22 protein-coding genes are annotated in these 23,852 nt (G+C 68.7%); 9 read left to right on the forward strand and 13 right to left on the reverse strand.

Annotation, left to right across the window (positions count from 1 at the left end; all coding sequences use genetic code 11):
• Window positions 1-139 precede the first annotated feature (139 nt).
• The 8 genes from C507_RS0113240 (at window position 140) to cueO (ending at window position 8,800) form a co-directional block, all read left to right on the forward strand.
• On the forward strand, window positions 140-1,363 hold the full coding sequence (locus tag C507_RS0113240) for a DegT/DnrJ/EryC1/StrS family aminotransferase (RefSeq protein ID WP_018700187.1): 1,224 nt from the start codon (window positions 140-142) through the stop codon (window positions 1,361-1,363).
• On the forward strand, window positions 1,363-2,085 hold the full coding sequence (gene cuyB / locus C507_RS0113245; protein ID WP_018700188.1) for a cysteate racemase: 723 nt from the start codon (window positions 1,363-1,365) through the stop codon (window positions 2,083-2,085). Before C507_RS0113240 ends, cuyB begins: the two co-directional genes overlap by 1 nt.
• Before the next feature lie 114 nt (window positions 2,086-2,199).
• Window positions 2,200-3,198: a taurine ABC transporter substrate-binding protein gene (gene tauA / locus C507_RS0113250; protein WP_018700189.1), complete on the forward strand. Its 999-nt coding sequence runs from the start codon at window positions 2,200-2,202 to the stop codon at window positions 3,196-3,198.
• 66 nt (window positions 3,199-3,264) lie between these two features.
• Window positions 3,265-4,050, forward strand: coding sequence for a taurine ABC transporter ATP-binding protein (locus tag C507_RS0113255; RefSeq protein ID WP_018700190.1), 786 nt, complete (start codon window positions 3,265-3,267; stop codon window positions 4,048-4,050).
• Window positions 4,047-4,940, forward strand: coding sequence for an ABC transporter permease subunit (locus C507_RS0113260; protein WP_018700191.1), 894 nt, complete (start codon window positions 4,047-4,049; stop codon window positions 4,938-4,940). The genes C507_RS0113255 and C507_RS0113260 overlap by 4 nt, the downstream gene beginning before the upstream one ends.
• A 20-nt stretch (window positions 4,941-4,960) precedes the next feature.
• Window positions 4,961-5,719 (forward strand): alpha/beta fold hydrolase, encoded by a 759-nt coding sequence (locus tag C507_RS0113265; protein WP_018700192.1) that lies wholly within the window; start codon window positions 4,961-4,963, stop codon window positions 5,717-5,719.
• Window positions 5,720-5,854: 135 nt separating this feature from the next.
• Entirely contained in the window at window positions 5,855-7,075 is a 1,221-nt protein-coding gene (locus C507_RS0113270; RefSeq protein WP_018700193.1) for a pyridoxal-phosphate-dependent aminotransferase family protein, read from the forward strand.
• Window positions 7,076-7,240: 165 nt separating this feature from the next.
• Complete coding sequence (cueO, locus tag C507_RS0113275) at window positions 7,241-8,800, forward strand: multicopper oxidase CueO (protein WP_051089786.1); 1,560 nt, start codon at window positions 7,241-7,243, stop codon at window positions 8,798-8,800.
• A gap of 239 nt (window positions 8,801-9,039) precedes the next feature.
• Here the strand turns inward: cueO and C507_RS21315 are convergent, their stop codons facing one another.
• From C507_RS21315 to speB, 13 genes are all read right to left on the reverse strand, one after another.
• The gene (locus C507_RS21315) at window positions 9,040-10,434 is read right to left on the reverse strand and encodes an MFS transporter (RefSeq protein ID WP_083923532.1); all 1,395 of its coding nucleotides are present in this window, start codon (window positions 10,432-10,434) and stop codon (window positions 9,040-9,042) included.
• 119 nt (window positions 10,435-10,553) lie between these two features.
• On the reverse strand, window positions 10,554-11,312 hold the full coding sequence (locus C507_RS0113285; protein ID WP_018700196.1) for a FadR/GntR family transcriptional regulator: 759 nt from the start codon (window positions 11,310-11,312) through the stop codon (window positions 10,554-10,556).
• A gap of 7 nt (window positions 11,313-11,319) precedes the next feature.
• Window positions 11,320-12,594 carry a TRAP transporter large permease gene (locus C507_RS0113290; protein ID WP_018700197.1) on the reverse strand — a complete coding sequence of 425 codons (1,275 nt, stop codon included), beginning with the start codon at window positions 12,592-12,594 and terminating at the stop codon, window positions 11,320-11,322.
• Window positions 12,594-13,130 (reverse strand): TRAP transporter small permease, encoded by a 537-nt coding sequence (locus tag C507_RS21320; RefSeq protein WP_018700198.1) that lies wholly within the window; start codon window positions 13,128-13,130, stop codon window positions 12,594-12,596. Before C507_RS21320 ends, C507_RS0113290 begins: the two co-directional genes overlap by 1 nt.
• A gap of 72 nt (window positions 13,131-13,202) precedes the next feature.
• Window positions 13,203-14,183, reverse strand: a complete 981-nt coding sequence (locus tag C507_RS0113300) for a TRAP transporter substrate-binding protein (protein ID WP_018700199.1) — start codon at window positions 14,181-14,183, stop codon at window positions 13,203-13,205.
• Window positions 14,184-14,411: 228 nt separating this feature from the next.
• Window positions 14,412-15,173, reverse strand: coding sequence for an SDR family oxidoreductase (locus tag C507_RS0113305; protein WP_018700200.1), 762 nt, complete (start codon window positions 15,171-15,173; stop codon window positions 14,412-14,414).
• A 184-nt stretch (window positions 15,174-15,357) separates the two neighbouring features.
• Window positions 15,358-16,803, reverse strand: coding sequence for an aldehyde dehydrogenase family protein (locus C507_RS0113310; protein WP_018700201.1), 1,446 nt, complete (start codon window positions 16,801-16,803; stop codon window positions 15,358-15,360).
• 265 nt (window positions 16,804-17,068) lie between these two features.
• A complete protein-coding gene (locus C507_RS0113315; protein ID WP_018700202.1) occupies window positions 17,069-17,809 on the reverse strand; it encodes an MBL fold metallo-hydrolase in 741 nt (246 codons plus the stop codon).
• A gap of 2 nt (window positions 17,810-17,811) precedes the next feature.
• Window positions 17,812-18,885, reverse strand: a complete 1,074-nt coding sequence (locus tag C507_RS0113320) for an ABC transporter ATP-binding protein (RefSeq protein ID WP_018700203.1) — start codon at window positions 18,883-18,885, stop codon at window positions 17,812-17,814.
• Window positions 18,882-19,682: an ABC transporter permease gene (locus C507_RS0113325; RefSeq protein ID WP_018700204.1), complete on the reverse strand. Its 801-nt coding sequence runs from the start codon at window positions 19,680-19,682 to the stop codon at window positions 18,882-18,884. The genes C507_RS0113320 and C507_RS0113325 overlap by 4 nt, the downstream gene beginning before the upstream one ends.
• Window positions 19,682-20,545 (reverse strand): ABC transporter permease, encoded by an 864-nt coding sequence (locus C507_RS0113330; protein ID WP_026319074.1) that lies wholly within the window; start codon window positions 20,543-20,545, stop codon window positions 19,682-19,684. Before C507_RS0113330 ends, C507_RS0113325 begins: the two co-directional genes overlap by 1 nt.
• Before the next feature lie 25 nt (window positions 20,546-20,570).
• Complete coding sequence (locus tag C507_RS0113335) at window positions 20,571-21,638, reverse strand: ABC transporter substrate-binding protein (protein ID WP_018700206.1); 1,068 nt, start codon at window positions 21,636-21,638, stop codon at window positions 20,571-20,573.
• Between the two features lie 97 nt (window positions 21,639-21,735).
• Entirely contained in the window at window positions 21,736-22,647 is a 912-nt protein-coding gene (gene speB, locus C507_RS0113340) for an agmatinase (protein WP_040401158.1), read from the reverse strand.
• 167 nt (window positions 22,648-22,814) lie between these two features.
• Between speB and C507_RS0113345 the strand changes: the two genes are divergently transcribed.
• A complete protein-coding gene (locus tag C507_RS0113345; RefSeq protein ID WP_018700208.1) occupies window positions 22,815-23,774 on the forward strand; it encodes a LysR family transcriptional regulator in 960 nt (319 codons plus the stop codon).
• Window positions 23,775-23,852 lie beyond the last annotated feature (78 nt).

Here is a 23,852-nt window from a genome sequence, read left to right on the forward strand (position 1 = left end):
AGAAAGCGCATGTTAGTGCGTAAAATTTGCAATTGCGCGGGCCTAAATGATGCTCATGATCATCGATTATGCATCTTTGGTCGCCCACCTTGGTCGAACGAGTGGTCTTCCGCCGCCGCCCGCGCGCGGGGAACGGGACGTGGCCGCTGCAACCATGAGCATCGAGCCGTTCACGCGGAGCTTCACCCAGCAGGAGCCCATCCCCGAGGCCGCCATCGCGGCGGCCGTCGAGGTGATGCGGAGCGGCCGGCTGCATCGCTACAACACGATCGAGGCAGAGGTGCCGGCCGCGTCCGCCCTGGAACGGGCCTATGCCGACTACCAGGGCGCCCGCTACTGCCTCGCCTGCGCCTCCGGCGGCACCGCCCTGCAGCTGGCGCTGCGGGCCTGCGGCCTGGCGCCGGGCGAGCGGGTGCTGACCAACGCCTTCACGCTGGCGCCGGTACCGGGCGCGATCGTGGCGGCGGGCGGGCGGCCGGTGCTGGTGGAAACCACCGAGGACCTGGTCATCGACCTTGCCGACCTGGAGGTGAAGGCGGCGGGCTCGGGGGCACGGTTCCTGCTCGTCTCGCACATGCGCGGCCACCTGGTGGACATGGACGCGCTCATGGCGCTCGCCGGACGGTGCGGGCTGACGGTGATCGAGGACTGCGCCCACACGATGGGGGCGGCCTGGCGCGGCCGGAAGAGCGGCAATTTCGGCCGGGTCGCCTGCTTCAGCACCCAGACCTACAAGCACATGAACTCCGGCGAGGGCGGGCTCCTGACCACCGACGACGCCGAACTCGCCGCACGCGCCATCGTGCTGTCGGGCTCCTACATGCTCTACGAGCGCCACGGCGCCGCGCCACCGGCGGAGGTGGTCGAGCGGATCCGGCTGGAGACCCCGAACAATTCCGGCCGCATGGACAATCTGCGCGCCGCGATCCTCCTGCCGCAGCTCGCCGAGCTCGACGCCAACGTGGCGCGCTGGAACACCCGCTACCGGGCGATCGAGGCGCGGCTCGCAAGGGTCGCGGCGCTGGTGCTGCCGGTGCGGCCGCCGGAGGAGCTTTATGTCGGCTCGTCCATCCAGTTCCGGATCCCCGGCATTGCCCCCGACGATGCCCGCCGCTTCGTGGTCGACGCGCGCGCGCTCGGCGTCGAGCTGAAATGGTTCGGCGCGCCGGAGCCGGTGGCGTTCACCTCGACCCACGCCAGCTGGACCTACCTGGAGCGCCAGGCGTTGCCGCGGACCGACCGGGTGCTGGCCGGCCTGTTCGACATGCGCATTCCGCTGACCTTCTCCGTCGACGACTGCCGGCACATCGCCGACATCATCGCCCACTGCGCCGAACGCCTGTCGCTGGAGGGCGCCGCGTGATGGCCGTGCGGCGGCGGGTCGGCATTCTCGGCGGCATGGGACCCGAGGCGACGGTGCTGCTGATGCAGCGCGTGATCGAACGCACCGAAGTCGCCGACGACCAGGACCACGTGCCGATGCTGGTGGACAACAATCCGCAGGTGCCGTCGCGGGTGAAGGCGCTGGTGGAGGGCACCGGCGAGGACCCCGGCCCGGTGCTGGCCGCCATGGCGCGCGGGCTTGAGGCCGGCGGTGCCGAGGCGCTGGCCATGCCCTGCAACACCGCCCACCACTACGCGCCCGCGATCCGGGAGGCGGCGTCGATCCCGTTCATCGACATGATCGAGGCCGCGTCGGACCGGCTCGCCGAAACCGGCGCGCAGCGGGTCGGCGTCCTCGCCTCGCCGGCGGTGCGGCTGACCGGGCTCTACGACGCGCCGCTGGCGGCCCGCGGGATGACGCCTGTCCATCCGGACGCCGATGCCGCCCTGCTCCTGGCGATGCGCGACGTGAAGGTGCGCCGCCACGGCGCGGCCCGCGACGCGCTCGCGGGCATCGCCACCGGCCTGGCCGTGCGGGGCGCCGACGCGCTGCTGGTCGCGTGTACCGAGTTCTCCATCGTCGCCGAACCGGCACGCAACATGCTTCCCCTTGTCGATGCCATCGACGTGCTGGCCGAGAAGGTCGTGGCCTTCTCGTGTGAGCCAGCGAAAATTGTGCAAGGCTTGGCAAGGAACGCTTGAGGTGTAGCCGTCAGGCCGGGCAGGCTGTGGCCTGTCCGGACATGCCGTTCCCACCACCCATACCAGATCCCCGGCAAAGGGGACGCACCATCCGAACAGAGAAGGAAGAGCATCATGAAGACCACCCTTGCATCGATCCTCGTGGCGGGCATGACGGCGTCGGCCGCCTTCGTCGCCTCCGCCCAGGCGGAGACGGTGATCATCGGCCACTTCGGCAACCCGACTCCCGACCAGTACGCCGCAGCGGAGAAGAAGTTCGAGTCCGCCACCGGCTGGGACATCGAGTGGCGCAAGTTCGCCGCCGGCACCGACGTGATCGCCGCCATGGCCTCCGGCGACGTCGTCCTGTCGGACCTCGGCTCCTCGCCGCTGGCCATCGCCGCCAGCCAGGGCGTGCCGATCGAGATGTTCATGTTCGCGATGATCATCGGCGACGCGGAATCGCTCATCGTGCGCGAGGATGCCGGCATCGAGACCATCGAGGACCTGAAGGGCAAGCGCATCGCCGTTCCGGTGGGCTCCACCGCCCACTTCTCGCTGATGGGGGCGCTCCAGCACTCCGGCATCGGCGAGAACGAGCTGACCATCATCTCCATGCCGCCGGACCAGATCGCCGCGGCCTGGGAGCAGGACGCAATCGACGGCGGCTTCATCTGGCAGCCGGTGCAGTCGAAGATCCTGCAGACCGGCAAGCGCCTGATCAGCGCCAACCAGACGGCAGACTGGGGCTTCCCGACCTTCGACGCCTGGGTGGTGAACAAGGAGTTCGCCGCGGCCAACAAGGACGCCATGGTGGCCTTCACCAAGGCCATGAACGAGGCGAACGAGGCCTACCTGAAGGATCCGTCCGCGTGGACGCCCGACAGCGCCGCCGTGAAGGCGATCGCCGAGCGCACCGGCGCGGCACCGGACCAGGTGCCGGAGATCATCGAGGGCTTCACCTACCTGCCGCTGTCGGAGCAGGTGAGCGAGAAGTGGCTCGGCGGCGGCGCCGCGGCGGCCCTCAAGGCGACGGCCGAATTCCTCAAGGAAGCCGGCCGCATCGACCAGCTCGCCGACGACTACTCCGACTACGTCACCGACGCGTTCGCCAAGGCGGCACTGAACGAATAGGCTTTTTGCCGCGACACCAGAGGCCACGGCGGTTCGCCGCCGTGGCGCCCCCATTTCGGAGGAACGATGGCTCTCGTTATCGATGACGTGTCGGTGATCTACCCCGCCGCCAACGGCAGACCGCCGGTGGAAGCCCTGAGCAAGATCGACCTGACCATCGGCCCGGGCGACTTCGTTGTGGCGCTCGGCGCGTCGGGCTGCGGCAAGTCCACCCTGCTCAACCTCATCGCCGGGTTCCTGGCGCCTTCCTCCGGCTCGCTGACGCTCGACGGAAGCCCGATCGACGGGCCCGGCGCCGACCGGTCCGTGGTGTTCCAGAAGCACGCGCTCCTGCCCTGGCTCAACGTTCTCGACAACGTCGCCTTCGGCCTCAAGCTGCAGGGCATCTCGCAGCAGAACCGCAAGGCCATCGCGGAGAAGTTCATCGGCCTGCTCGGCCTCTCCGGCTTCGAACAGTCGCCGGTCTACGCGCTGTCCGGCGGCATGCAGCAGCGCGTCGGCATCGCAAGGGCGCTCACCTGCGAGCCAAAGGTGCTGCTGATGGACGAGCCGCTTGGCGCGCTGGACGCGCTGACCCGCGAAAAGGCCCAGGAGCTGATCCTCAAGATCTGGGACGACACCCGGAAATCCATGTTCTTCATCACCCACAGCGTCGAGGAGGCCCTGTTCATGGGCACCCACCTGGTGGTGATGTCGCCGCGGCCCGGCCGGATCGCGCACCGCTTCGATCTGCCCTTCTCGCGCCGCTACCTGGCCGGCGAGACGGCGCGCGCCCTCAAGGCGTCTCCCGACTTCATCAGGATCCGCGAAGAGGTCTTGAGCATCATCTTCGCCGACGAGGAGGCCGCATGAGCGATCAGGTGTCAGAGAAGGCTCCCGGCGACACCGCGCCGCCGCGCACCGGCTTCGGCGCCGGCATCTCCCGCCTGACGCGCGGCAAGCCCACCCAGCCCGGCGAGACCTATGGCGTGCCCGGCTCCGGCGACACGCTCGTCCTGAGCCTGTTCACCATCGCCCTCCTGATCTTCGTCTGGTGGCTGATCACCGAGATGGAGCTGGTGAAGCCGCTGTTCGTCCCCTCGCCGCAGTCCATCGTCCAGAAGTTCATCTCCGTCTGGCAGAACGGCTTCACCGGCACGCCGCTGTGGGAGCACATCGCGATCTCGGCGGCGCGCGTCTTCGGCGCGTTCCTGCTGGCCTGCGCCATCGGCGTGCCGCTCGGTCTCGCCATGGGCATGAGCCCGATGATGCGCGGCATCTTCGACCCGCCCATCGAGTTCTACCGGCCGATCCCGCCGCTCGCCTACCTGCCGCTGATGATCATCTGGTTCGGCATCGGCGAGGTCTCCAAAGTGCTGCTGATCTTCCTGTCGGTGTTTGCCCCGGTGGCGCTGGGCGCCAAGGCCGGCGTGCGATCCGCCGCCATCGAGCAGATCCACGCGGCCTACTCGTTCGGCGCCTCGCGCTGGCAGGTGATGCGCTACATCATCCTGCCCTCCGCCCTGCCGGAAATCCTCACCGCCATGCGCATCGGCATCGGCTTCGGCTGGACCACCCTGGTGGCCGCCGAGATGGTCGCGGCCACCTCGGGCATCGGCTACATGGTGCTGTCGGCCTCGCAGTTCCTGCAGACCTCGACGGTGATCATGGGGATCGTGGTGATCGCGGCAATCGCCTACACCTTCGACCTCCTGATGCGTTTCATCGAGCGCAAGGTGGTGCCCTGGAAGGGCAAGATGTAGGACCGCCGGGGGTCGCGCGGATGGGGACAAGGCTCGGCGGCCTGCGGGCCGGCGCCGGCCCGCCGCTGGTGCTGGTGCACGGCTATCTCGGCGGCGCCGCCATGTGGGAGCGCGAGGTCGCGCGCTTCGCAGGCGCTTTCGATGTCATCGCGCCGGACCTGCCGGGATATGGCGGCAGCGCCGACCGTCCGGCCCCGGACCGGATCGGCGGTTATGCCGCTGCCGTCCTCGCCCATCTCGACACGCTCGGCCTCGACCGGTTTCACCTGCTCGGCCACTCGATGGGCGGCATGATCGCCCAGGAGATGGCAGCCACAGCGCCGGGACGCGTAGACCGGCTGGTGCTCTACGGCACCGGGCCGCGCGGCGTCCTCCCCGACCGGTTCGAACCCATCCAGACATCGCGGCAGCGACTGAAGGCCGACGGCGTGGCCGCCACCGCGCGCCGCATCGCCGCCACCTGGTTCCGCGACGGGGAGAAGGCCCCGGCCTTTGCGCTGTGCGAGCGGCTGGGCCAGGCCATCAGCCTGGAAACCGCGCGCGCCGGGCTCGATGCCATGGAGGCCTGGGACGGGCGGGAGGCGCTTGGCCGCATCGGCGCGCCGACACTGGTGCTGTGGGGCGATCGCGACCGCTCCTATGGCTGGCCGCAGCCGGAAGCGCTGTGGCGGGGCATTGGCGGCGCCAGCCTCGCCGTGGTGCCCGGCTGCGCCCACAACGTCCACCAGGAAAAGCCGGAGATCTTCGCCACACTGCTCGCCGACTTCCTGGGCACGTGAGCCAACACCTGTCCTGTCTCCCCCCTTGCGAACGGGGCTTGCCAGACCGGAGGCGACCGGACGAGAGTGGTGTGGTGGACGGCCGCCCGGCGCGTCCGCCCTGCGTTCTGCGTCTTTCCGAGGATTCATCCGCCCATGAGCCTGTCGAACGGACGGCCGTACGTGGCCATTCCCGGCCCTTCCGTCATGCCGGACAGGGTGCTTGCCGCCATGCAGCGCCCGGCGCCGAACATTTACACCGGCGCCATCGTCGACCTGACCGACGGGCTGCTGGCGGACCTGAAGCAGGTCGCGCGCTGCTCCGGCCACGCCACCATCTACATCACCAACGGGCACGGCGCCTGGGAGGCGGCGATCGCCAACATGTTCTCCCGTGGCGACACCGCGCTGGTCTGCTCCACCGGCCACTTCGCCATCGGCTGGGCCGACGCGGCAGCCCGGATGGGCGTGGAGGCGGAGATCCTCGACTTCGGCCGCAGGGCGCCGGTCGATCCCCAGCGCCTGGAAGAACGGCTGCGCCAGGACAGCGACCACACCATCAAGGCGGTGTTGCTGACCCATGTCGACACCGCGACGACGGTGCTCAACGACATTGCCGCCGTGCGCCGGGCCATCGACGCCGCCGGCCACCCGGCGCTGCTGGCCGTCGACGCCATCGCCTCGCTGGTCTGCGAGCCCTTCGACTTCGACGCCTGGGGCGTCGACGTGCTGGTCGCCGCCAGCCAGAAGGGACTGATGACCCCGCCGGGCCTCGGCTTCATCTGGGTGTCCGACACCGCGCTGGAGCGCTCGCAAGCCTCCGATCTCGCCACGCCCTACTGGGACTGGAAGCCGCGCATCGCCAAGGCGATCTTCTCCCACAACTTCGCAGGAACGGCGCCGACGCACCATCTCTACGCGCTGCGCGAGGCCCTCGACATGATCGAGGAGGAGGGGCTGGAGCACGTCTGGACCCGCCACGACGCCCTGGCCCGTGCCGTCTGGGCGGCCTTTGGACGCTGGGCGGACGGCGGCGACATCGAGCTGAACGTGCCCGACCCGCAAGCGCGCTCGCACGCGGTGACGGCGGCGCGCTTCGGCGGTGGCGCGGCGGAACGGCTGCGCTCCTGGGTGGAGACGGAAGCCGGCGTGACGCTGGGCATCGGCCTCGGTATGGCGCTGCCGAGCGAGCCGACCTATGGCGACTTCCTGCGGGTGGCGCACATGGGCCACGTCAACGCGCACATGACGCTGGGCGTTCTGGCTGCGATGGAGGCGGGACTGCAGGCGCTGGACGTGCCGCACGGCGACGGCGCGCTGGACGCGGCGGCCGCCGCCATCGCCGAGGCCGCCCGGGAAAGCGCCGCACGTCCCTGAACCGGTTCGGCCGAGCCGGACAAGCCCGGGATCTCCACACCTGAGCGGGCGACGGGGAGCGTTTCTTCCCGCCCGCCGCGGTGGGCGCGGGGAGACGCTGCGTGTAAGATCGGCTGCGGGGCACGAGGGCGGGCCGGGCAGGTCCGTCGCAGGGGAGACGGCATGATGACGAACGTGACGCGACGCGGCGTGCTGGCGGGAGGCGGCGCGATCGGTGCCCTGTGGGCATTCGGGGTTCCCAGACTATCGGCCGCCGACCGGCCGGCGCTGCCGATCCCGCCGGAACTGCGCGCCGACGCGCAGGGCGAGATCCCGATCACCGCGCAGCCCGGCGAAATGCATTTCCGGCCGGGCATGACCACGCCGACCTACGGCTTCAACGGGCCATTCCTGGGACCGGCCGTGCGGGTGAAGCGGGGCGAGAGCCCGGTCATGAAGGTGACCAACCGGCTTCCCGAAGAAACCACCATGCACTGGCACGGGCTGATCATTCCCGGCGCCGACGACGGCGGGCCATACCGGATCATCGACCCCGGCGCGACCTGGCGGGTGAAGCTCGCCATCGACCAGCCGGCGGCGACTCTGTGGTTCCACCCGCACATCTATCCCGTCACCGCGGAGCTGGTCATCAAGGGGCTGGCCGGCCTGTTCATCATCGACGACGAGGAGAGCGAGGCGCTGCCGCTGCCAAAGACCTGGGGCGTCGACGACATCCCGGTGGTGCTGCAGGACCGGCGGTTCGACGCCGACGGACGCTTCTTCCACCGCTTCAACACCATCGCCATCGCGGCCGGTTATGTCGGCGACACCATGCTGGTGAACGGCGCCGTCGATCCGGTGGCGCGTACCGCCAAGGGCTGGCTGCGGCTCAGGATCCTGAACGGCTCCAATGCCCGCAACTACGAGCTCGGCCTGAGCGGCGACCGGCCCTTCCACGTCATCGCCAGCGATGGCGGGCTGCTCGATGCGCCGGTGAGGCTGACGCGCCTGCCGATCGCCGCCGGCGAGCGCTACGAGATCATGGTCGACGCCCGAGACGGGCGGCCCTTCGACCTCGTCTCCCATCCGGTCGCGCACCAGGCGATCATGCGGCTGCCGCCGTTCGACGCGGCGCTGCCGCTGATGAGCGTGCAGCCGGACGGAGCGGAGAGCGACGCCCGCCTGCCGGACCGGCTGGCCAGCCTGCCCACCCTTCCCGCCGTGCTGCCGCCGGTGAGCCAGGGGCTGGTGATGCAGATGTACCGCGACACGGAAGCCATGAAGGTGATGCGGGCGACCGGGCTCATGGAGATGGCCAAGTCGGGCAGGACCGATCCGGCGGTGGTGGCGAAGGTGGTGGCGGCGATCACCGAGGAGCCGGCGCTGCCGCTGAAGGCACAGCTCACCGCCAACGGCATCAACGGCAGCCCCTTTTCCTTCATCCAGCCGGGCTTCAAGGCGCCGATCAACACCGATCTCACCTGGTCGATCTCGGAGGAGACCGACACCATGCTGCACCCGGTCCACATCCACGGCTGCCAGTTCCGGGTCACCACGCGCGACGGCGCCGCGCCGCCGGCCTACATGGCCGGCTGGAAGGACACCGTGCCCATCGAGAACGGCGGCAACGCGCAGATCTACGTGCGCTTTCCCTGCAAGGCGTCCGAGGACAACCCGTACATGGCCCACTGCCACAACCTCGAGCACGAGGATTCCGGCATGATGACGGAGTTCTCCGTGGGCTGATTTTTTTGCGCTCACGCCAGTTCGCTTAGGGGATTCTTTTCAACGCAGTCGCGGACGGAAAACCGGTACCCACTTTTCCTGCGATGGCTCTTGCCAGCGCGCGAACGCGCGCCGGCCGGTCAGGCCGCCCTCCCGGAGCCGGTGAGCGTCAGCGAACTCGGCGCGAGGGGATTCTCTTCAACGCAATCGCGGACGGAAAACCGCAAGAGCACTTTTCCTGCGATTGCTTGAGCCGGTTCTTAGCCGGCTTTGGATAAGCCGGCCGTGCCGGGGGCGCCCTCGATGGCGCACCAGGCGACCGGCAGCATGGCCAGCACCAGGAAGCCGGTCATGGCGAACACCGGCGGGAAGGCGCCCGTCGCGGCGAGAACCGTCGTGGCCAGTGCCAGCCCCATGGTGCCGCCGGTCATCTGCAGCGTCAGGTTCACGCCGCTGGCCTGGCCCTGCTGGGCCGGCGGGACGGCGCTCATCAGCGTCCGCCGCGCCACCACCGCCATGAAGGGCAGCACCGAGCCCCAGAAGAGCAGCGCGACGACAATGGCCGGATAGCTGCCGCTGGCCGCCGCGACCGCCAGCGCCACCAGCGCGGCACCGTTCACGGCGAGGCCGAACAGGATCAGCCGGCGCGGTCCTACCCTGTCGGCCGACTTGCCGGCGAGCAGCGAGGTGACAAGGGTCGGCAGGATGGCGAGAAGCAGGGGCAGGCCGGAGGCCACCGGCGAGTAACCCATCGCCTTCTGCAGGTAGAGCGGCAGGAAGACGAACACGACGATCTTGTTGAACTGGAAGACGAAGAAGATTGCCACGCCACCGGAAAAGGCCGGGATGCGCAGCAGGTCGAGCGCGATCAGCGGCGCGGCGCGCTTCAGCTCGAGAACCACGAACAGCGCGAGTATCGCGAGGCCGCCGACCAGGCAGGCGAGCGTGGGCGGCGTCCCCCAGCCCCAATCGGAGCCCTGCATGAGGCCGACCGTGAACGCGGTGAGCCCGACGACCAGGGCGGCGAGGCCGCCGATGTCGAAGCGGGGGCCGCGTTCGATGGACGGTGGGACCGTCCGGTCGAGCGTTGGCAGCCAGGCGAACCAGACGACGCCGGTGATGGCGGCGACGGCCGGCAGGTTGACCCAGAAGATCCAGCGCCAGGAGATGGCTTCGGTGAAGTAGCCGCCCACCACCGGGCCGCTGGCCATGAAGACGGCGGCGATGGTGGTCTGCAGCCCGAAGGCCAGGCCGCGCTCCTCCGGCCGGAACAGGCTTGTGGCCAGCGCGAAGCCCGCGGGAAAGACCATGGCCGCGCCAAGGCCCTGCAGCGCGCGGGCGGCGAGCAGCACCCAGGCGGCCGGGGCGATGCCGGCGGCAAGCGAGCCGAGGCCGACCAACGCGATGCCGGAGAGGAACAGGCGGCCGCGGCCGAACATGTCGCCGAGACGGCCGCCGAGCGCCACGAAGCAGGTGAAGCTGAGCAGGTAGGCGTTGACCACCCAGTGCGAGCCCGCCTGAGACATGGCGAGGTCGCGCTGGATGGTGGGCAGCGCCACGCCGACGACGGTCTCGTCGAGGACGACGAGCCCGAGCACGCCGCTCGTCGCCATCAGGATCCACCAGCGACGCGGGTTTGTCGTGCCGTCCGTCATGCGCCCTGCCCCCACCGACCGCCGATGGAGGAAGCATAGCGGACCGCTCGCGAATGTCGCGCCTTTCGTGGGCTGCCGGCTTGCCTGCACGCAATGCCGGGCGGAGAGGCCCGCCCGTGTCAGTCGTCGCCGCCGTAGCCGATCATGCGGATGCGGGCGCGCTCCAGATGGTTGCGCATGGCACGGCGGGCGGCCTCGGCGTCCTGTTCGCGGATCAGGCGGAGGATGTCGCGGTGCTCGTCGAGCACGGCGCGGCCGCGCTCGCGCGGCTGGAAATGCAGTCGGTGGCGGACCACCATCTCGGCCGGGTTGCGCTCGGTTTCCAGCGCATCGAGGGCGATGACGAAACGGACGTTGCCGGTGGCGGCCGCGATGGTGCGGTGAAACATTCGGTCCAGGTGATGGGCGACGTGGCCCTTCTCCAGCGCGGCGGCGAAGCCTTCCAGCGCCGATTCCATGGCGGCGAGATCCTCCGCGCCGCGACGCTGGGCGGCGAGGTGCGTGGCCTCCGCCTCGATCACCATGCGGAACTCCAGCTCGGCGAACGCGTCGCGCACGGCTGCGAGATCCAGCGGCTCCGTGGTTTCCGGCGTCTCCGCCACCGGCATCTCGCCGGTGACGTAGGAGCCGGAGCCGCGCCTAGAGGCGACGAGCCCCTCGGCGCGCAGGCGGCCGAGCGCCTCGCGGATCACCGGCCGGGATACCTCGAAGGCGGCGGCAAGCTTCACCTCGCCGGGCAGCGCGGCGCCCGGCTTCATCTCGCCGTTGAGGATGGAGCGCCGGAGCAGGCGGTAGACCTGCTCGCCGAGGCGCACGGGGCGCTCGGCGCCCTCGTTCAGGCTGGCGAGGATGTCGTCGGAGGCGCGGCGGCCGACCATCAAAGCCTCACGGCAGGAGCGAGACGAGCCCGACGCTGACGGCCGGAACGTAGGTGACCACCATAAGGCAGGCGATGACGATGGCGAGGAAGGGCAGAAGCCGGGGCACGATGCGCTCGAAGCCGATGCCAGCCACCTGACAGGCGGCGAACAGGTTCACACCGAACGGCGGCGTGATCATGCCCATGGCGAGGTTCACCACCATGATCAGGCCGAAATGGACCGGATCGACGCCGAAGCGCATGGCGACCGGCGCCAGGATCGGCGCGAGCACGACGATGGCCGCCGAGGTCTCGATGAACATGCCGACGATGAACAGGGCGATGTTCACGCACAGCAGGAAGGCCCAGGGGCTCTCGATGACCGTCGCGACCCACTCGCCGATGGCGGCGGGCACGCCGGCGCGGGTGAGCAGGAAGGAGAACAGCCCCGCCGCCGCGATGGTGAACATGATGACCGACGACGAGATCACCGAGCGTCGCAGCACCCGCGGCAGGTTGGCCAGACCCAGGGTGCGGTAGAAGACCAGGCCGATGATGAGGGCGTAGAAGACGGCGACGACGCTCGCCTCGGTGGGCGTGAAGATGCCGGAATAGATGCCGCCGATGACCACCACCGGCATCATCAGCGCCCAGAAGGCCCGCTCGGTGGCGCGGACGAAGGACAGCCGGCCCTCGCCGTCGGTCTTGCCCCAGCCGTTGAGCTTGCACATGACGTAGACGCCGACGGTGAGCGCGCCGGCGATCAGGAGACCCGGTCCGATGCCGGCGATGAACAGGTCGCCGATGGAGGTGTTGGAGGAGACGCCGTAGAGGATCAGCGGGATCGACGGCGGCACCACCACGCCGAGCTCGGCCGAGGTGGCCTGCAACGCCGCGGCGAAGGGCTTCGGGTAGCCGTGCGCGGCCATGGCCGGGATGATGATCGCACCGATGGCGAAGGTCGTGGCGACGCTGGAGCCGGAGACGGCCGCGAAGATCATGCAGGTGATGACGCAGGAGCAGGCGAGCCCGCCCTGGACGTTGCCCACCACCGCCTTGGCGAAATCGACCAGGCGGGCGGAGATACCGCCGGCCTCCATCAGGTTGCCGGCGAGGATGAAGAAGGGCACCGCCATCAGCGGGAAGGAATCGATGGAGGTGACGAGCTTCTGCGCCACCACCAGGAGCGGCGCATCACCGAAGATGAGGATGCCGCCGATAGCGGACGCGGTGATGGCGATGGCCACCGGCACCGAGAGCGCGAACAGCACCACCAGAATGAGGAGCATGGAGCCGGGCATCAGACGGGCTCCGCTTCGCGCAACGAGGCCGCCGGCGGGTCGGGCTCGACGAACAGCTCGGCCGTGCGCGTCAGCAGCGCGACGACGGACAGGGCCGCACCGATGGGCAGTGCGGCATAGAGCCAGGCGATGGAGATGCGCTGGCCGTTGATCGGGTCGAGCACGCCGGCGATCGACTGGAAGCGCACCCGATGGGCCATTTCCCAGCCCATCCAGACCATCACCAGAAGCACGCCCAGCGAGACGCCGGAGATGGCGGCAAGGAGCAGCTTGCGGCCGGTGCCGCGGCTGATCTCGTAGAGAAACTCGACGCTCATCAGCGAGCCCTTCCGGATCGCCACGGCGACGCCGAGATAGACCATCCAGATGATGAGCGAGCGCGAGGCGACCTCCGACCAGGTGGACGGATCCTCCAGCGCGAAGCGGGTGATCACCTGCCACATGGAGATGCAGGAGGCGAGCACCAGCAGCGCCGCGGCGACGATCATCACCGCCCCCATGAGGAGCCTGTCGAGAAAACGGAGGACGGACAGCATCGGCACCGCGCAGGATCAGGGGACGGGCCGGGCGCGACGAGGCGCCCGGTCCGGGAACCGCTCAGGCGGTCCTTATTGACCGTAGTTGCGGATGCGGTCGATGTTTTCCTTGCCGAACTGCTCGGCATAGGCCTCGTAAGCCGGCTCCAACGCCTGCTGGAAGGCGGCCGTGTCGACGTCCTCCACGACCGTCATGCCCTGCTCCTTGAGCGTGGCGATGCCGGCATCGGCGTCGGCCTCTGCCTTCTCGCGCATGGCCTTGCCACCAGCGAGCGCAGCTTCCTTGAACCAGCCCTTCTCCTCGTCGGAGAGACCGTCCCAGATGGAGCCGGAGATGATGATGAGCGCCGGCGAATAGACGTGCTGGGTCAGGCTCAGATAGTCCTGCACCTCGGAGAAGTTGGCGTTCACGATGACGCCCACCGGGTTCTCCTGACCGTCAACTGTGCCCTGCTGGAGCGCGGTGAACAGCTCCGGGAACGCCATCGGGGTCGGCAGCACGCCGAGCGTCTCGAAGGCCTTCATGTGCACCTGGTTTTCCATGGTGCGGATCTTCAGGCCCTTGGCGTCCTCCGGCGTACGCACCGCGCGCTGGGAGTTGGTCAGGTTGCGGAAGCCGTTCTCGCCCCAGGCCAGCGCGACGATGCCGTTGTCCGGGAACTTGTCGAGGATCTCCTGGCCGATCGGACCGTCCAGCACGGCGTGGGCGTGGTCGTAGTCGGTGAACAGGAAGGGGATGTCGGTGATCAGCGTCTCCGGCACGAAGTTGCCGACCGGACCGGTGGAGGTGATGACCAGGTCCACGGTGCCGATCTGGGCGCCTTCGACCATCTCGCGCTCACCGCCGAGCGCGTTGGCCGGGAATTCCTCGATGGTCCACTTGCCATCGGAGAGTTCGGCGAGCTTCGCCGCCATGGCGTGGGCGCCCTGGCCGTAGTGGCTGTCGGGGCCGAGCGAGTAGCCGAGCTTCAGCTCGTCGGCGGTCGCGGTGGAAATCGCGGCGGCAAGGCCGAAGCCGAGCGCGGCGATGGTGGTAATGGTCCTGGTAGTCATGCAGTCCCTCCCTTCGGATTGTCCCGGCCGCCGATCGTCTGTCGGCGGTCCGGTCTTTGCAGTTCAGTTGTCAGCGTTTGGCGTCCGGGCGAACCAATGGTCCCTTCGTCCCGCAACCTCTCGTTCCTGCGCGTTTCCGGACGGCGAACCGGTGCCCACTTCGCCTGGAAACCTTTCTCCTACGCGTTTCCGGACGGCGAACCGGTGCCCACTTCGCCTGGAAACGCTTTAGATGCACCGCCCGCCATCGACCTCCATGGCGACGCCGGTGATGAAGGCGGCGTCGTCGGAGGCGAGGTAGAGCGCGGCATTGGCGATGTCGCGGGGCGTGGACAGCCGGCCGATCGGGATCGAGGCGCGGAATTTGGCGCGCATCTCCGGCGTGTCCTCGCCCATGAAAGTGGCCAGCAGCGGCGTCTCGCCGGCAACGGGGCAGAGCGCGTTGACGCGGATGTTCTCCGGCGCGAACTCCACCGCCATGGACTTGGTCAGCGTGATCGCGGCGCCCTTCGAGGCGTTGTACATGGACAGGCCCGGACGCGGCCGCAGACCGGCCGTCGAGGCGTTGTTGATGATGGAGCCGCCGCCGACCTTGCGGAAGTGCGGAATGGCGTGCTTCGCGGCCAGCCAGATCGCCTTGACGTTCACGTCGAACATCCGGTCGACGATGTCCTCGTCGATGTCCAGCATCGGCATGTTGCGGTGGGAGATGCCGGCGTTGTTGACCAGCACGTCGAGCCGGCCGAAGCGCTCGACCGCCTCCGCCACCATGGCGCCGACCTCTTCGTCGCTGGTCACGTCGGCCCGCACGAACACCGCGGTGCCGTCCCCGTGCGCGGCATTGAGCGCGTCGGTGACCCGGTTGCCGTTGTCTGCGTTCACGTCGTTGACGACGAGCTTGCAGCCTTCCTCAGCGAACCGCTCGACGATGCCCTCGCCGAAGCCGGAGCCCGACCCGGTAACGATGGCAACCTTGTCCTTCAGCCGCATCCTGCGTGCGCTCCCTATCGTGTTCGCCAGGCCTTCAGGGGTTGCCCGATCCCGGTTTCCCCAGCGCCAGCTGTATTCCTAGTCGCAATCGCGGACGGAGAACCGGTGCCCACTTTTCCTGCGATTGGCTCTCTTTTTCCGCAATCGCGGACGGAAAACCGGTTCCCACTTTTCCTGCGATTGCTCACCCGTGCTTAAAGGCGATCGTCTTTGTGACGGAGAAGCCGTAGAGGGCCTCGAAGCCCTTCTCGCGGCCATGCCCGCTCGCCTTGACGCCGCCGAACGGCAGCTCGATGCCGCCGCCGGCCCCGTAATTGTTGATGAAGACCTGGCCGGCGCGGATCTTGCGCGCCAGCCGCATGGCGCGGCCTCCGTCGCGTGTCCACACACCGGCCACGAGCCCGTAGGCCGTGCCGTTGGCGATCTGCAGCGCGTGTGCCTCGTCGCGGGCCCGGATGATGGCGAGCACCGGTCCGAAGACCTCCTTCTGGGCCAGCTCGTGATCGGCGGGAACGTCCGCCACCACGGTCGGCGCCACGTAGTAGCCGCCCTCCGGCAGATCGTCCGGCAGGCTGGCCTGGGCGACGATGGTCAGCCCGTCCGCCTTGGCCCGTTCCAGGAAGCCGTTCACCATGGCGTGCTGCTTGGCGTTCACCAGCGGACCGACATTCGGGTCGCTCTCCGCCGGGCCGACGGTGAGCCTGGCGAACGCCTCGGCGATGCGGCGCACCACCTCGTCGTGGATGGCGTCCTCCACGACGATGCGGCTGCCGGCCGAACAGGTCTGGCCGGCATTCTGGATGGCGGCATTGACCAGGAAGGGCAGCGCCTCGTCGAGATCGGCGTCGGCGAAGACCAGCTGGGGCGACTTGCCGCCGAGCTCGAGCGTCACCGGGATCGTGTTCTCCGCACCGGCCGCCTGGACCAGCTTGCCGACATGGTTGGAGCCGGTGAAGGAGACGTGGTCGATGCCGGGATGGGCGGCGAGCACGGCGCCGGCCTCTTCGCCGGTGCCGGTGACGACGTTGATGGCGCCGGCCGGGAAGCCTGCCTCGACGGCCAGTTCGGCCACCCTGAGGGCGGTCAGCGAGGCATCCTCGGCCGGCTTCACCACGCAGGCGTTGCCCATCGCCAGCGCGCCGGCGACGGAACGGCCGATGATCTGCATCGGGTAGTTCCACGGCACGATGTGGCCGGTGACGCCGTGCGGTTCGCGCACGGTGAGGACGGTGTAGCCGTCCTGGTAGGGGATGGTCTCGCCGTGCACCTTGTCGGCGGACTCGCCGTAGAACTCGAAATAGCGGGCGCAGGCGATGGCGTCGGCGCGGGCCTGGCGTACCGGCTTGCCGACGTCACGGACTTCCAGCGCGGTGAGCTCGTCGGCATGGTCGCGGATGAGACCGGCAAGCGCGATCATCAGGCGGCCGCGCTGGGTCGCGGTGAGCGCGCCCCACTCGCCGTCAAGGGCGGCGCGTGCAGCCGCAACGGCCGCGTCCACGTCGGCCGCGGTACCGCGGGCGATGGCGCCGAACGTCTCGCCGGTGCTGGGATCGATGACGGGAAGGGTCGCGTCCGGCCGGGCCGGAACGACCTCACGGCCGATCAGGTGGCCGCGTGGCGTGTCTAGCATGGGTCTCCCCAGGGTCGCTTCTTGGAGCCCTTCCCCGCCAGCGGATCCATCCGCACGACAGAAAATTGCTCGCGGCTGCGGTCTGGCCATCATTTCCGGTCAGCGGAACAGGGGTCTGCCGATCGATAAATGCGCGGAACCGCTTTCGCCTACTCAGCAGACCTCCTGTCACCCGGTCAAGCAACTTGTCACAGAACTACCATGAAAAGGCATGGAGGAGCGCGAAAGTTGTCAACTGGAATGTCAGGAACAGAGTGTGCGGGCCTCAGAGCGCGCCCTTGGCACGCAGCCAGTCGCCGATGATGGCGCGATGGCGCAGCGGCCCGTAGCTGGGGAAATGGCCGCCGTGGACGATCGAGACCGGGAGGTCGTAGAGTCGCTTCATGGAGGCGACGTAGGCGTTTGCATTGGCGTGATACGTGTCCTCGATCAGCGGCCCGTCATAGACGATGTCGCCGGAGAACAGGATCCGCGTGGCCTTCTCGTAGAGCGCGATGCCGCCGGGGGAATGTCCCGGCGTGTGGATCACCTCGAAGGTCCGGTCGCCGAGGTCGATGACGTCGCCGTCCTCCAGGATACGGGTGGCCGGCGCGGCCTTCACGGCGTAGGTGGCGGAGGCGTAGGGCTCCGGCGGCAGTGCGGTGAAGATGTCGTCGGTGACGTACGGATCGGCCAGGATCGCGGTGCGCGTCGGGTTCGCGAGGATGTCGGCTTCCGCCGCGTGGACGCAGCGGTCGGCGAACTCGTGATGGCAGCCGATATGGTCGAAATGGGTGTGGCTCGCCACGGCGGTGAGCGCGCGCTCGGTGACCAACGGCACGTGGGTGCGCAGGCTGACGACGCCCATGCCGCTGTCGACCAGCATGTCGCGGTCGCGGCCGCGGACGTGCCAGATGTTGCAGCGATAGAACTCGCGGATGTGCGGCTCGTCGATGAAGGTGACGTCGTCGGCAAGACGGCGGGTGCGGTACCAGTCGCGCGCGGCCATGCGGGGCAGGTCGGCCATGCTCACTCCTCCAGGATGACGGGCGCGTCAGGCCGGACCCAGAGGCCGATTGTCTCGCCGACGCGCGGCTCGCCGGTCTGGGGCAGCAGCACGGTTGGGCAGAAATCCGCCGCCGTGCAATGGCGGACGGTGGCCTGATGGTTGGTGCCGAGGAAGGAGAGGCTCTCCACCACCGCCTGGCCGAGCGGCTGGCGGCCGTCGTCGCCGGGCTCTGAGAGGAAATGCTCCGGCCGGATAGACAGGATCACGGCGCGGTCCGGCTGCCAGGCGCGGGCGTCGGTGACCGTGAGGGACCCGGCGGCGGTGTCGACGGTGGCGGTGGCGCCATCGCAGGAGACCACACGGCCCGGCAGGAAGGAGCTCAGCCCCATGAAGTCGGCGGCGAAGCGGGTGCGCGGCTTGAGGTAGATGCGCTCGGGCGGGCCGTCGTCCTCGATCTTCCCGGCGCTCATCACCACGATCCGGTCGGCGATGGCCATCGCCTCCTCCTGGTCGTGGGTGACGTGGACGAACGTGGTGCCGACCTCACGCTGGATGCGCTTCAACTCCTCCTGCATCTGCCGGCGCAGCTTCATATCGAGGGCGCCGAGCGGCTCGTCGAGAAGCAGCACGGACGGGTCGACGGCGAGCGAGCGGGCAAGCGCGACGCGCTGGCGCTGGCCGCCGGAGAGCTGGTGCGGGCGCTTGCCGCCCTGCCCCTCCAGGCCGACCAGGGCGAGCATGGCGTCGGCCTTTTCGTTCCGCTCGGCCTTCCCCACCCCGCGCATGCGCAGGCCGAAGCCGACATTGGCGCGGATCGTCATGTGCGGGAACAGCGCGTAGTCCTGGAAGACGGTGGTGGTGGGCCGCTTCGCCGGCGGTACGGTGGTCATGTCCGCACCGCCGATGAGGACGTCGCCCTGCTGCGGCACCAGGAAGCCGCCGATGATGGACAGCAGCGTCGTCTTGCCGGAGCCGGACGGGCCGAGCAGCACGGCGAACTCGCCCGGAGCGATGGTGAGCGACACGCCGTCCAGCGCGACGAAGCCGCCGAAGCGCTGGGTGACGCTCCTGATCTCGATGCCGGCCGTGCTCATCGCGCCCTCCGCCGGCCGAAGACCGCAAGCTCGAGCACAAGCAGCAGCGCGACCGAGATGAAGAAGACCAGACTGCCGGCGGCGTTGGTCTTGGGGTTCAGACCCGAGCGCAGCATGCTCCAGATCTCCACGGGAAGGGTGACGTCGAAGCGCGTCAGCAGGAAGGAAATGATGAACTCGTCCCAGGAGAACGTCATCGACAGGAAGAAGGCGGCGAACAGCGCGGGCCCCATCATCGGCACGGTGATGAGGAGCAGCACCTGCCATTCGCGGGCGCCCAGATCGCGGGCGGCGCGCTCGGCGTTGGCCTGGTGGGCGCCCATCTGGGAAAACACGATGGCAAAGCACAGCGGCATGTTGATCACCACGTGGCCGATGCCGGCGGCGAACAGCGACTTCGGCATGCCGATGGCGTTGAAGGTGATCAGCAGCCCCATGCCGATGATCAGGTAGGAGACGGTCAGCGGCGCCACGATGAGCGCCTTCTGCAGGCCGGCGCCGGGCAGCCGGAAGCGGGCCAGCCCGAAGGCCGCGAGGAAGCCCAGCGTCACCGCCACCGCCGACGAGACCAGCGCCACGATGACGGAGTTGACCAGCGCGGCGGTGAGGTAGCGGTCCGCGATGAGCGCCTCGTACCAGCGCAGCGAGAAACCGCGGAAGGGCGGCACAGGGAAGCGGCCGTCCTGGAAGGAGAACAGGACGAGCACCACCACGGGCAGGAAGATGAAGGCGTAGATGGCCCCCGCGTAGACGACCGCCGCCGCCGTGCCGAGACCGGATCCACCCGCGCGACGCATCAGGCGCGCTCCAGCTTCAGCCAGCGCGCGCAGGCGATGTAGACGAGGGTCACGACGACCATGAGCAGGATCGCCAGCGCGGACGCGGTGGGGAAATCCGCCCGGCGGCCGATCTGCAGCATGATGAGCTGCGGCATCACGAGGTCGGAGTTGCCGCCGAGAATCTGCGGCGTGATGTAGTCGCCGATGCACAGGACGAAGGTGAGGAAGGCGCCCACCATGATGCCGGGAAGCGTCAGCGGCAGGATGACGTGCACGAAGGTGGCGAACCGGCTGGCGCCGAGATCGGCTGCAGCGCGGGCGTAGTTCTTCGGCAGTTGCTTCAGGTTGGCGTAGATGGTCAGCGTCAGAAGCATGACGAAGAAGTGGACGAAGCCGATGACGGTGGCGGTGCGGGAATTGGCTAGCGACAGCGGCTCGTCGATGAGTCCGATCCCGGTGAGCGCCTGGTTGATGACGCCGTTGTTGGCGAGCACCAGCAGCCAGGCGTAGGAGCGCACCACGTAGGAGGTCCAGAAGGGCAGGATGGCGCAGATGAGCGCGATCCGCTGCCAGCGCTCCGGCACCCGCTCGGCCAGGATCCAGGCGAGCGGATAGGCAAGCAGGATGGACAGCACGGTGACGATCGCCGTCACCTCAAGCGAGTTGGCCATCGCCTCCAGGAAGTGGGGACGGGCGAAGAACTTCGCGTAATTGACGAAGCTCCAGCTTGCCACGAGGTCGGTCCCGACCCGCTCCCACAGCGACACCGCGGCCATGACCACGAAGGGCGCGCAGAAGAAGGCGACCGTCCACAGGAGGGCGGGGACCACGAAGGCCCAGGGCCTGAGCCCGTCCCCTCCCCTCCGTCGAACGGTCGCCATCAAGCGTTCTCCAGCCGTGCCGCGATCAGTGCTGCAGGAATTCCGCCCACAGGTCCTGCATCTTGGCGTCCAGCTCGGCATCCGGCGAGGGGTAGAGCTGGGCGTTCTTCAGGTAGTCCGGCTGGTCGTCCCAGCGCAGCGCCTGCTTCTGCTGATCGGTGAGCGCGTCGCCGGCCGCCGCGTTGGCCGGCATCGCCCAGTAGCAGGACGAGGTGGCGAGCTTGGCCTGAGCCTCCGGCGAGAGGATGTACTTCACGAACTCCACGGCGAGATCCTTGCGCTCGGAATCGGCGAAGACGCCGATGGACTGCGACCAGCGCACGCCGCCCTGCTCCGGCAGGATCCAGTCGAGGTCCGGATTCTCCGCCGACAGGCCGGCCGTCACCCACTCGCCGCCGCCAACGAGAATGTCGACCTCGCCGGTGGCGATCGCGGTCTGCGAGGAGACCACTTCGCCGACGAGCGCGGCGTTGTCCTTGAGCTTGAAGAGGGTCTCGCGGATCTCCGGCAGGTCGTCCTCGGTGAGATCGGCGGTCTGCTTGCCAAGACCCATGGCGACCATGCCGATGACCGGCAGATAGTAGTCGTAGACCGCGATTTGGCCCTTGTAGGTGTCGTCCTTCCAGAGCGCCGTCATGTCCTCCATGGCGGCCGGGTCGACGTCCGCCTTGTTGAAGGAGACGGTGTTGTAGCCGAACTTCTCGGTGACGGCGTAGCGCTTACCGTCGCGCACCTGCAACTCGTCGAGGGCGACTTCGGGGAAGATCGTGTCGGGCGCGGTGCCCTCCGGCAGCTCGCCGAGGATGCCGGCGTCGATCGCGCGCGGCACATCGATGCCGTCGATCACGAACACGTCCCAATCGCCGGGCCGGGACTGCTCCACCAGCGACAGGGCGGTGCCGGTGCCCTCATACTCCTTGAGATTGACGCGGACGTCGTGCGCCTCCTCGAAGGGCCGGATCAGCTCCGGATCGGTGTGGTCGCACCAGACCAGCGCGTTGAGTTCGCCGGCGGCCAGCGCCGGGCCGGCCGCGACCAGCGCGATGGCCGAGGTGCCGATGGCCAGGAGGCTCTTTCGCATCGTCGTCGTCATCATGTCGTTCCCCTGCAGGTTGTTCCGGTGAGGTGGATCGGCGCCGTTCGCGGCGCTCGGGATTGAAAGGTGTGTCAGGTGTTGGACGGGAGCGGCCCTAGTAGCGAACTCCCGGCAGGACGCAGAGCATCTCGTAGAGAAGGTTGGCGCCGATGAGCGCGGTGTTGCCGGAGGGATCGTAGGGCGGCGAGACCTCGACGAGATCGCCGCCGACGAGGTTCAGCCCCCGGCAGCCGCGCACGATCTCCAGTGCCTGCCAGGTGGTCAGCCCGCCGATCTCCACGGTGCCGGTGCCCGGCGCGAAGGCCGGGTCGAGGCTGTCGATGTCGTAGGAGAGGTAGACCGGGCAGTCCGGCCCGATCGTGCCGCGGATTTCCTCCATCAGCGGCGTCATCGACTTGTGCCAGCAGGCCTCGGCCGGCACGACCGTGAAGCCCTTCTCCCGCGACCAGTCGAAATCCTTGGGCGAATAGCCGGTGCCGCGCAGGCCGATCTGGAACACCTTGTCGGGCTGCAGGCAGCCGTCTTCGTAGGCGCGGCGGAAGGGCGTGCCGTGGCCGATGGTCTCGCCGAACATCAGGTCGTTGATGTCGGCGTGGGCATCGACGTGGATCAGCGCCACCGGGCCGTGCACCTTCGCGACGGCCTTGAGAATCGGATAGGTCAGCGTGTGGTCGCCACCAAGCGTCAGCGGAACGGGGCCGTGAGCGAGGATCGCGTCGTAGGCGGCCTCGATGATGCCCACCGTCTTCTTGAGATCGTAGGTGTTGATGGCGACGTCGCCGATGTCGGCAACCTGCAGGCTTTCGAAGGGACGCGCCCCGGTGCCGAGATTGAAGGGCCGCAGCATGCAGGATTCCGCCCGGATCTGGCGCGGGCCGTGGCGGGTACCGGAGCGGTTGGAGGTTCCGATGTCCATCGGCACGCCGACGAAGCAGGCGTCGAGCCCCTCGGCGGTCTCCGCCATGGGAAGGCGCATCATAGTGGCCGGGCCGGCAAAGCGCGGCATGTCGTTGGCCCCAAGCGGCTGGTTGAGAAGCCTGTCGTTCACCCGCGCATCCCTCGTCTGCCAATGGCGATGCTTTCGCCGTGAAGGAAAGCTTAGGGGATTGCGAAACGTTGAAAAAATAGGCCAGGCTCAAACGTTGTCTTGACGATCATCAAGGTATTGAAGCCATGCGCCTCGCCGGATCCGACCTCCGCCTGCTCGTCGTGTTCGATGCCGTTGTGCGCAACGGCGGCTTCTCCGCGGCGGAAGCCGAGCTGAACATCGCCGCGTCGACCATTTCCAACCACATGACAGCGCTGGAACAGCGGCTCGGCATCAAGCTCTGCCAGCGCGGCCGGGTGGGCTTCGCGCTGACGGAAAAGGGACGCAGGGTGCACGAGTCGGTGCGGCGGCTGTTTCGCTCCATGGCCGATTTCGAGGCCGACACGGAGGCGCTGCGCGGCCGGCTGACCGGCGAGCTCCGGATCGCGCTGGCCGACAGCATCCTCACCGACCCGAGCTGCCGGCTGACCGAGGCCATCGCCGCCTTCAAGACCACCGCGCCAGAGGTGTCGCTGTCGCTGGTGCAGGAGCGGCCACAGGAGCTGCAGGCGCGCATCCACGACGGCACCTACCATTGCGGCATCGGCAGCTTTCCCCACCCGGTCTCCGGGCTGGACCGGGCCTTCCTCTACGAGGAGACGCACGAGCTCTATGTCGGGCGCGGCCATCCGCTGTTCGACCGGCCGGAGACCGAGATCACCCCGGCGGCGCTGCAGAAACACGGCATGGTGCGGCGCGGCTACTGGCGCGAACAGGACCACAAGCGCTTCAGCCTGGGCCGGGCGGAGGCGACGGTGCACCAGATCGAGCCGCAGCTCATGCTGATCCAGTCGGGGCGCTATGTCGGGTTCCTGCCGGACCACGTGGCGGCGCCGTTCGTCGCCGACGGCTCGCTGCGCCGGCTCTGTGCCGGCGAGATCTCCTATGTCTGCCGGTTCGAGCTGGTGACCCGTACCGGCCACCGGATGACCGAGGTGCTGAGGACCTTCCTGCGCGCCTGCCTGGAGGCGCACGGCACCGACCCCGAGCGCGATGACACCGCTCCCCCGAGGAACTGCTGCCGCAGGCGCGGCCGACGCGGATAGCACGGCCGCTTAGCCAGCTCATCGTCCGGCTCACCCTGCATTGTTTCCGGATTCCGGAATGCGGCGGCGAAGGCCGTC

The sequence above is a fragment of the Amorphus coralli DSM 19760 genome, assembly GCF_000374525.1.
GTDB lineage: Bacteria > Pseudomonadota > Alphaproteobacteria > Rhizobiales > Amorphaceae > Amorphus > Amorphus coralli.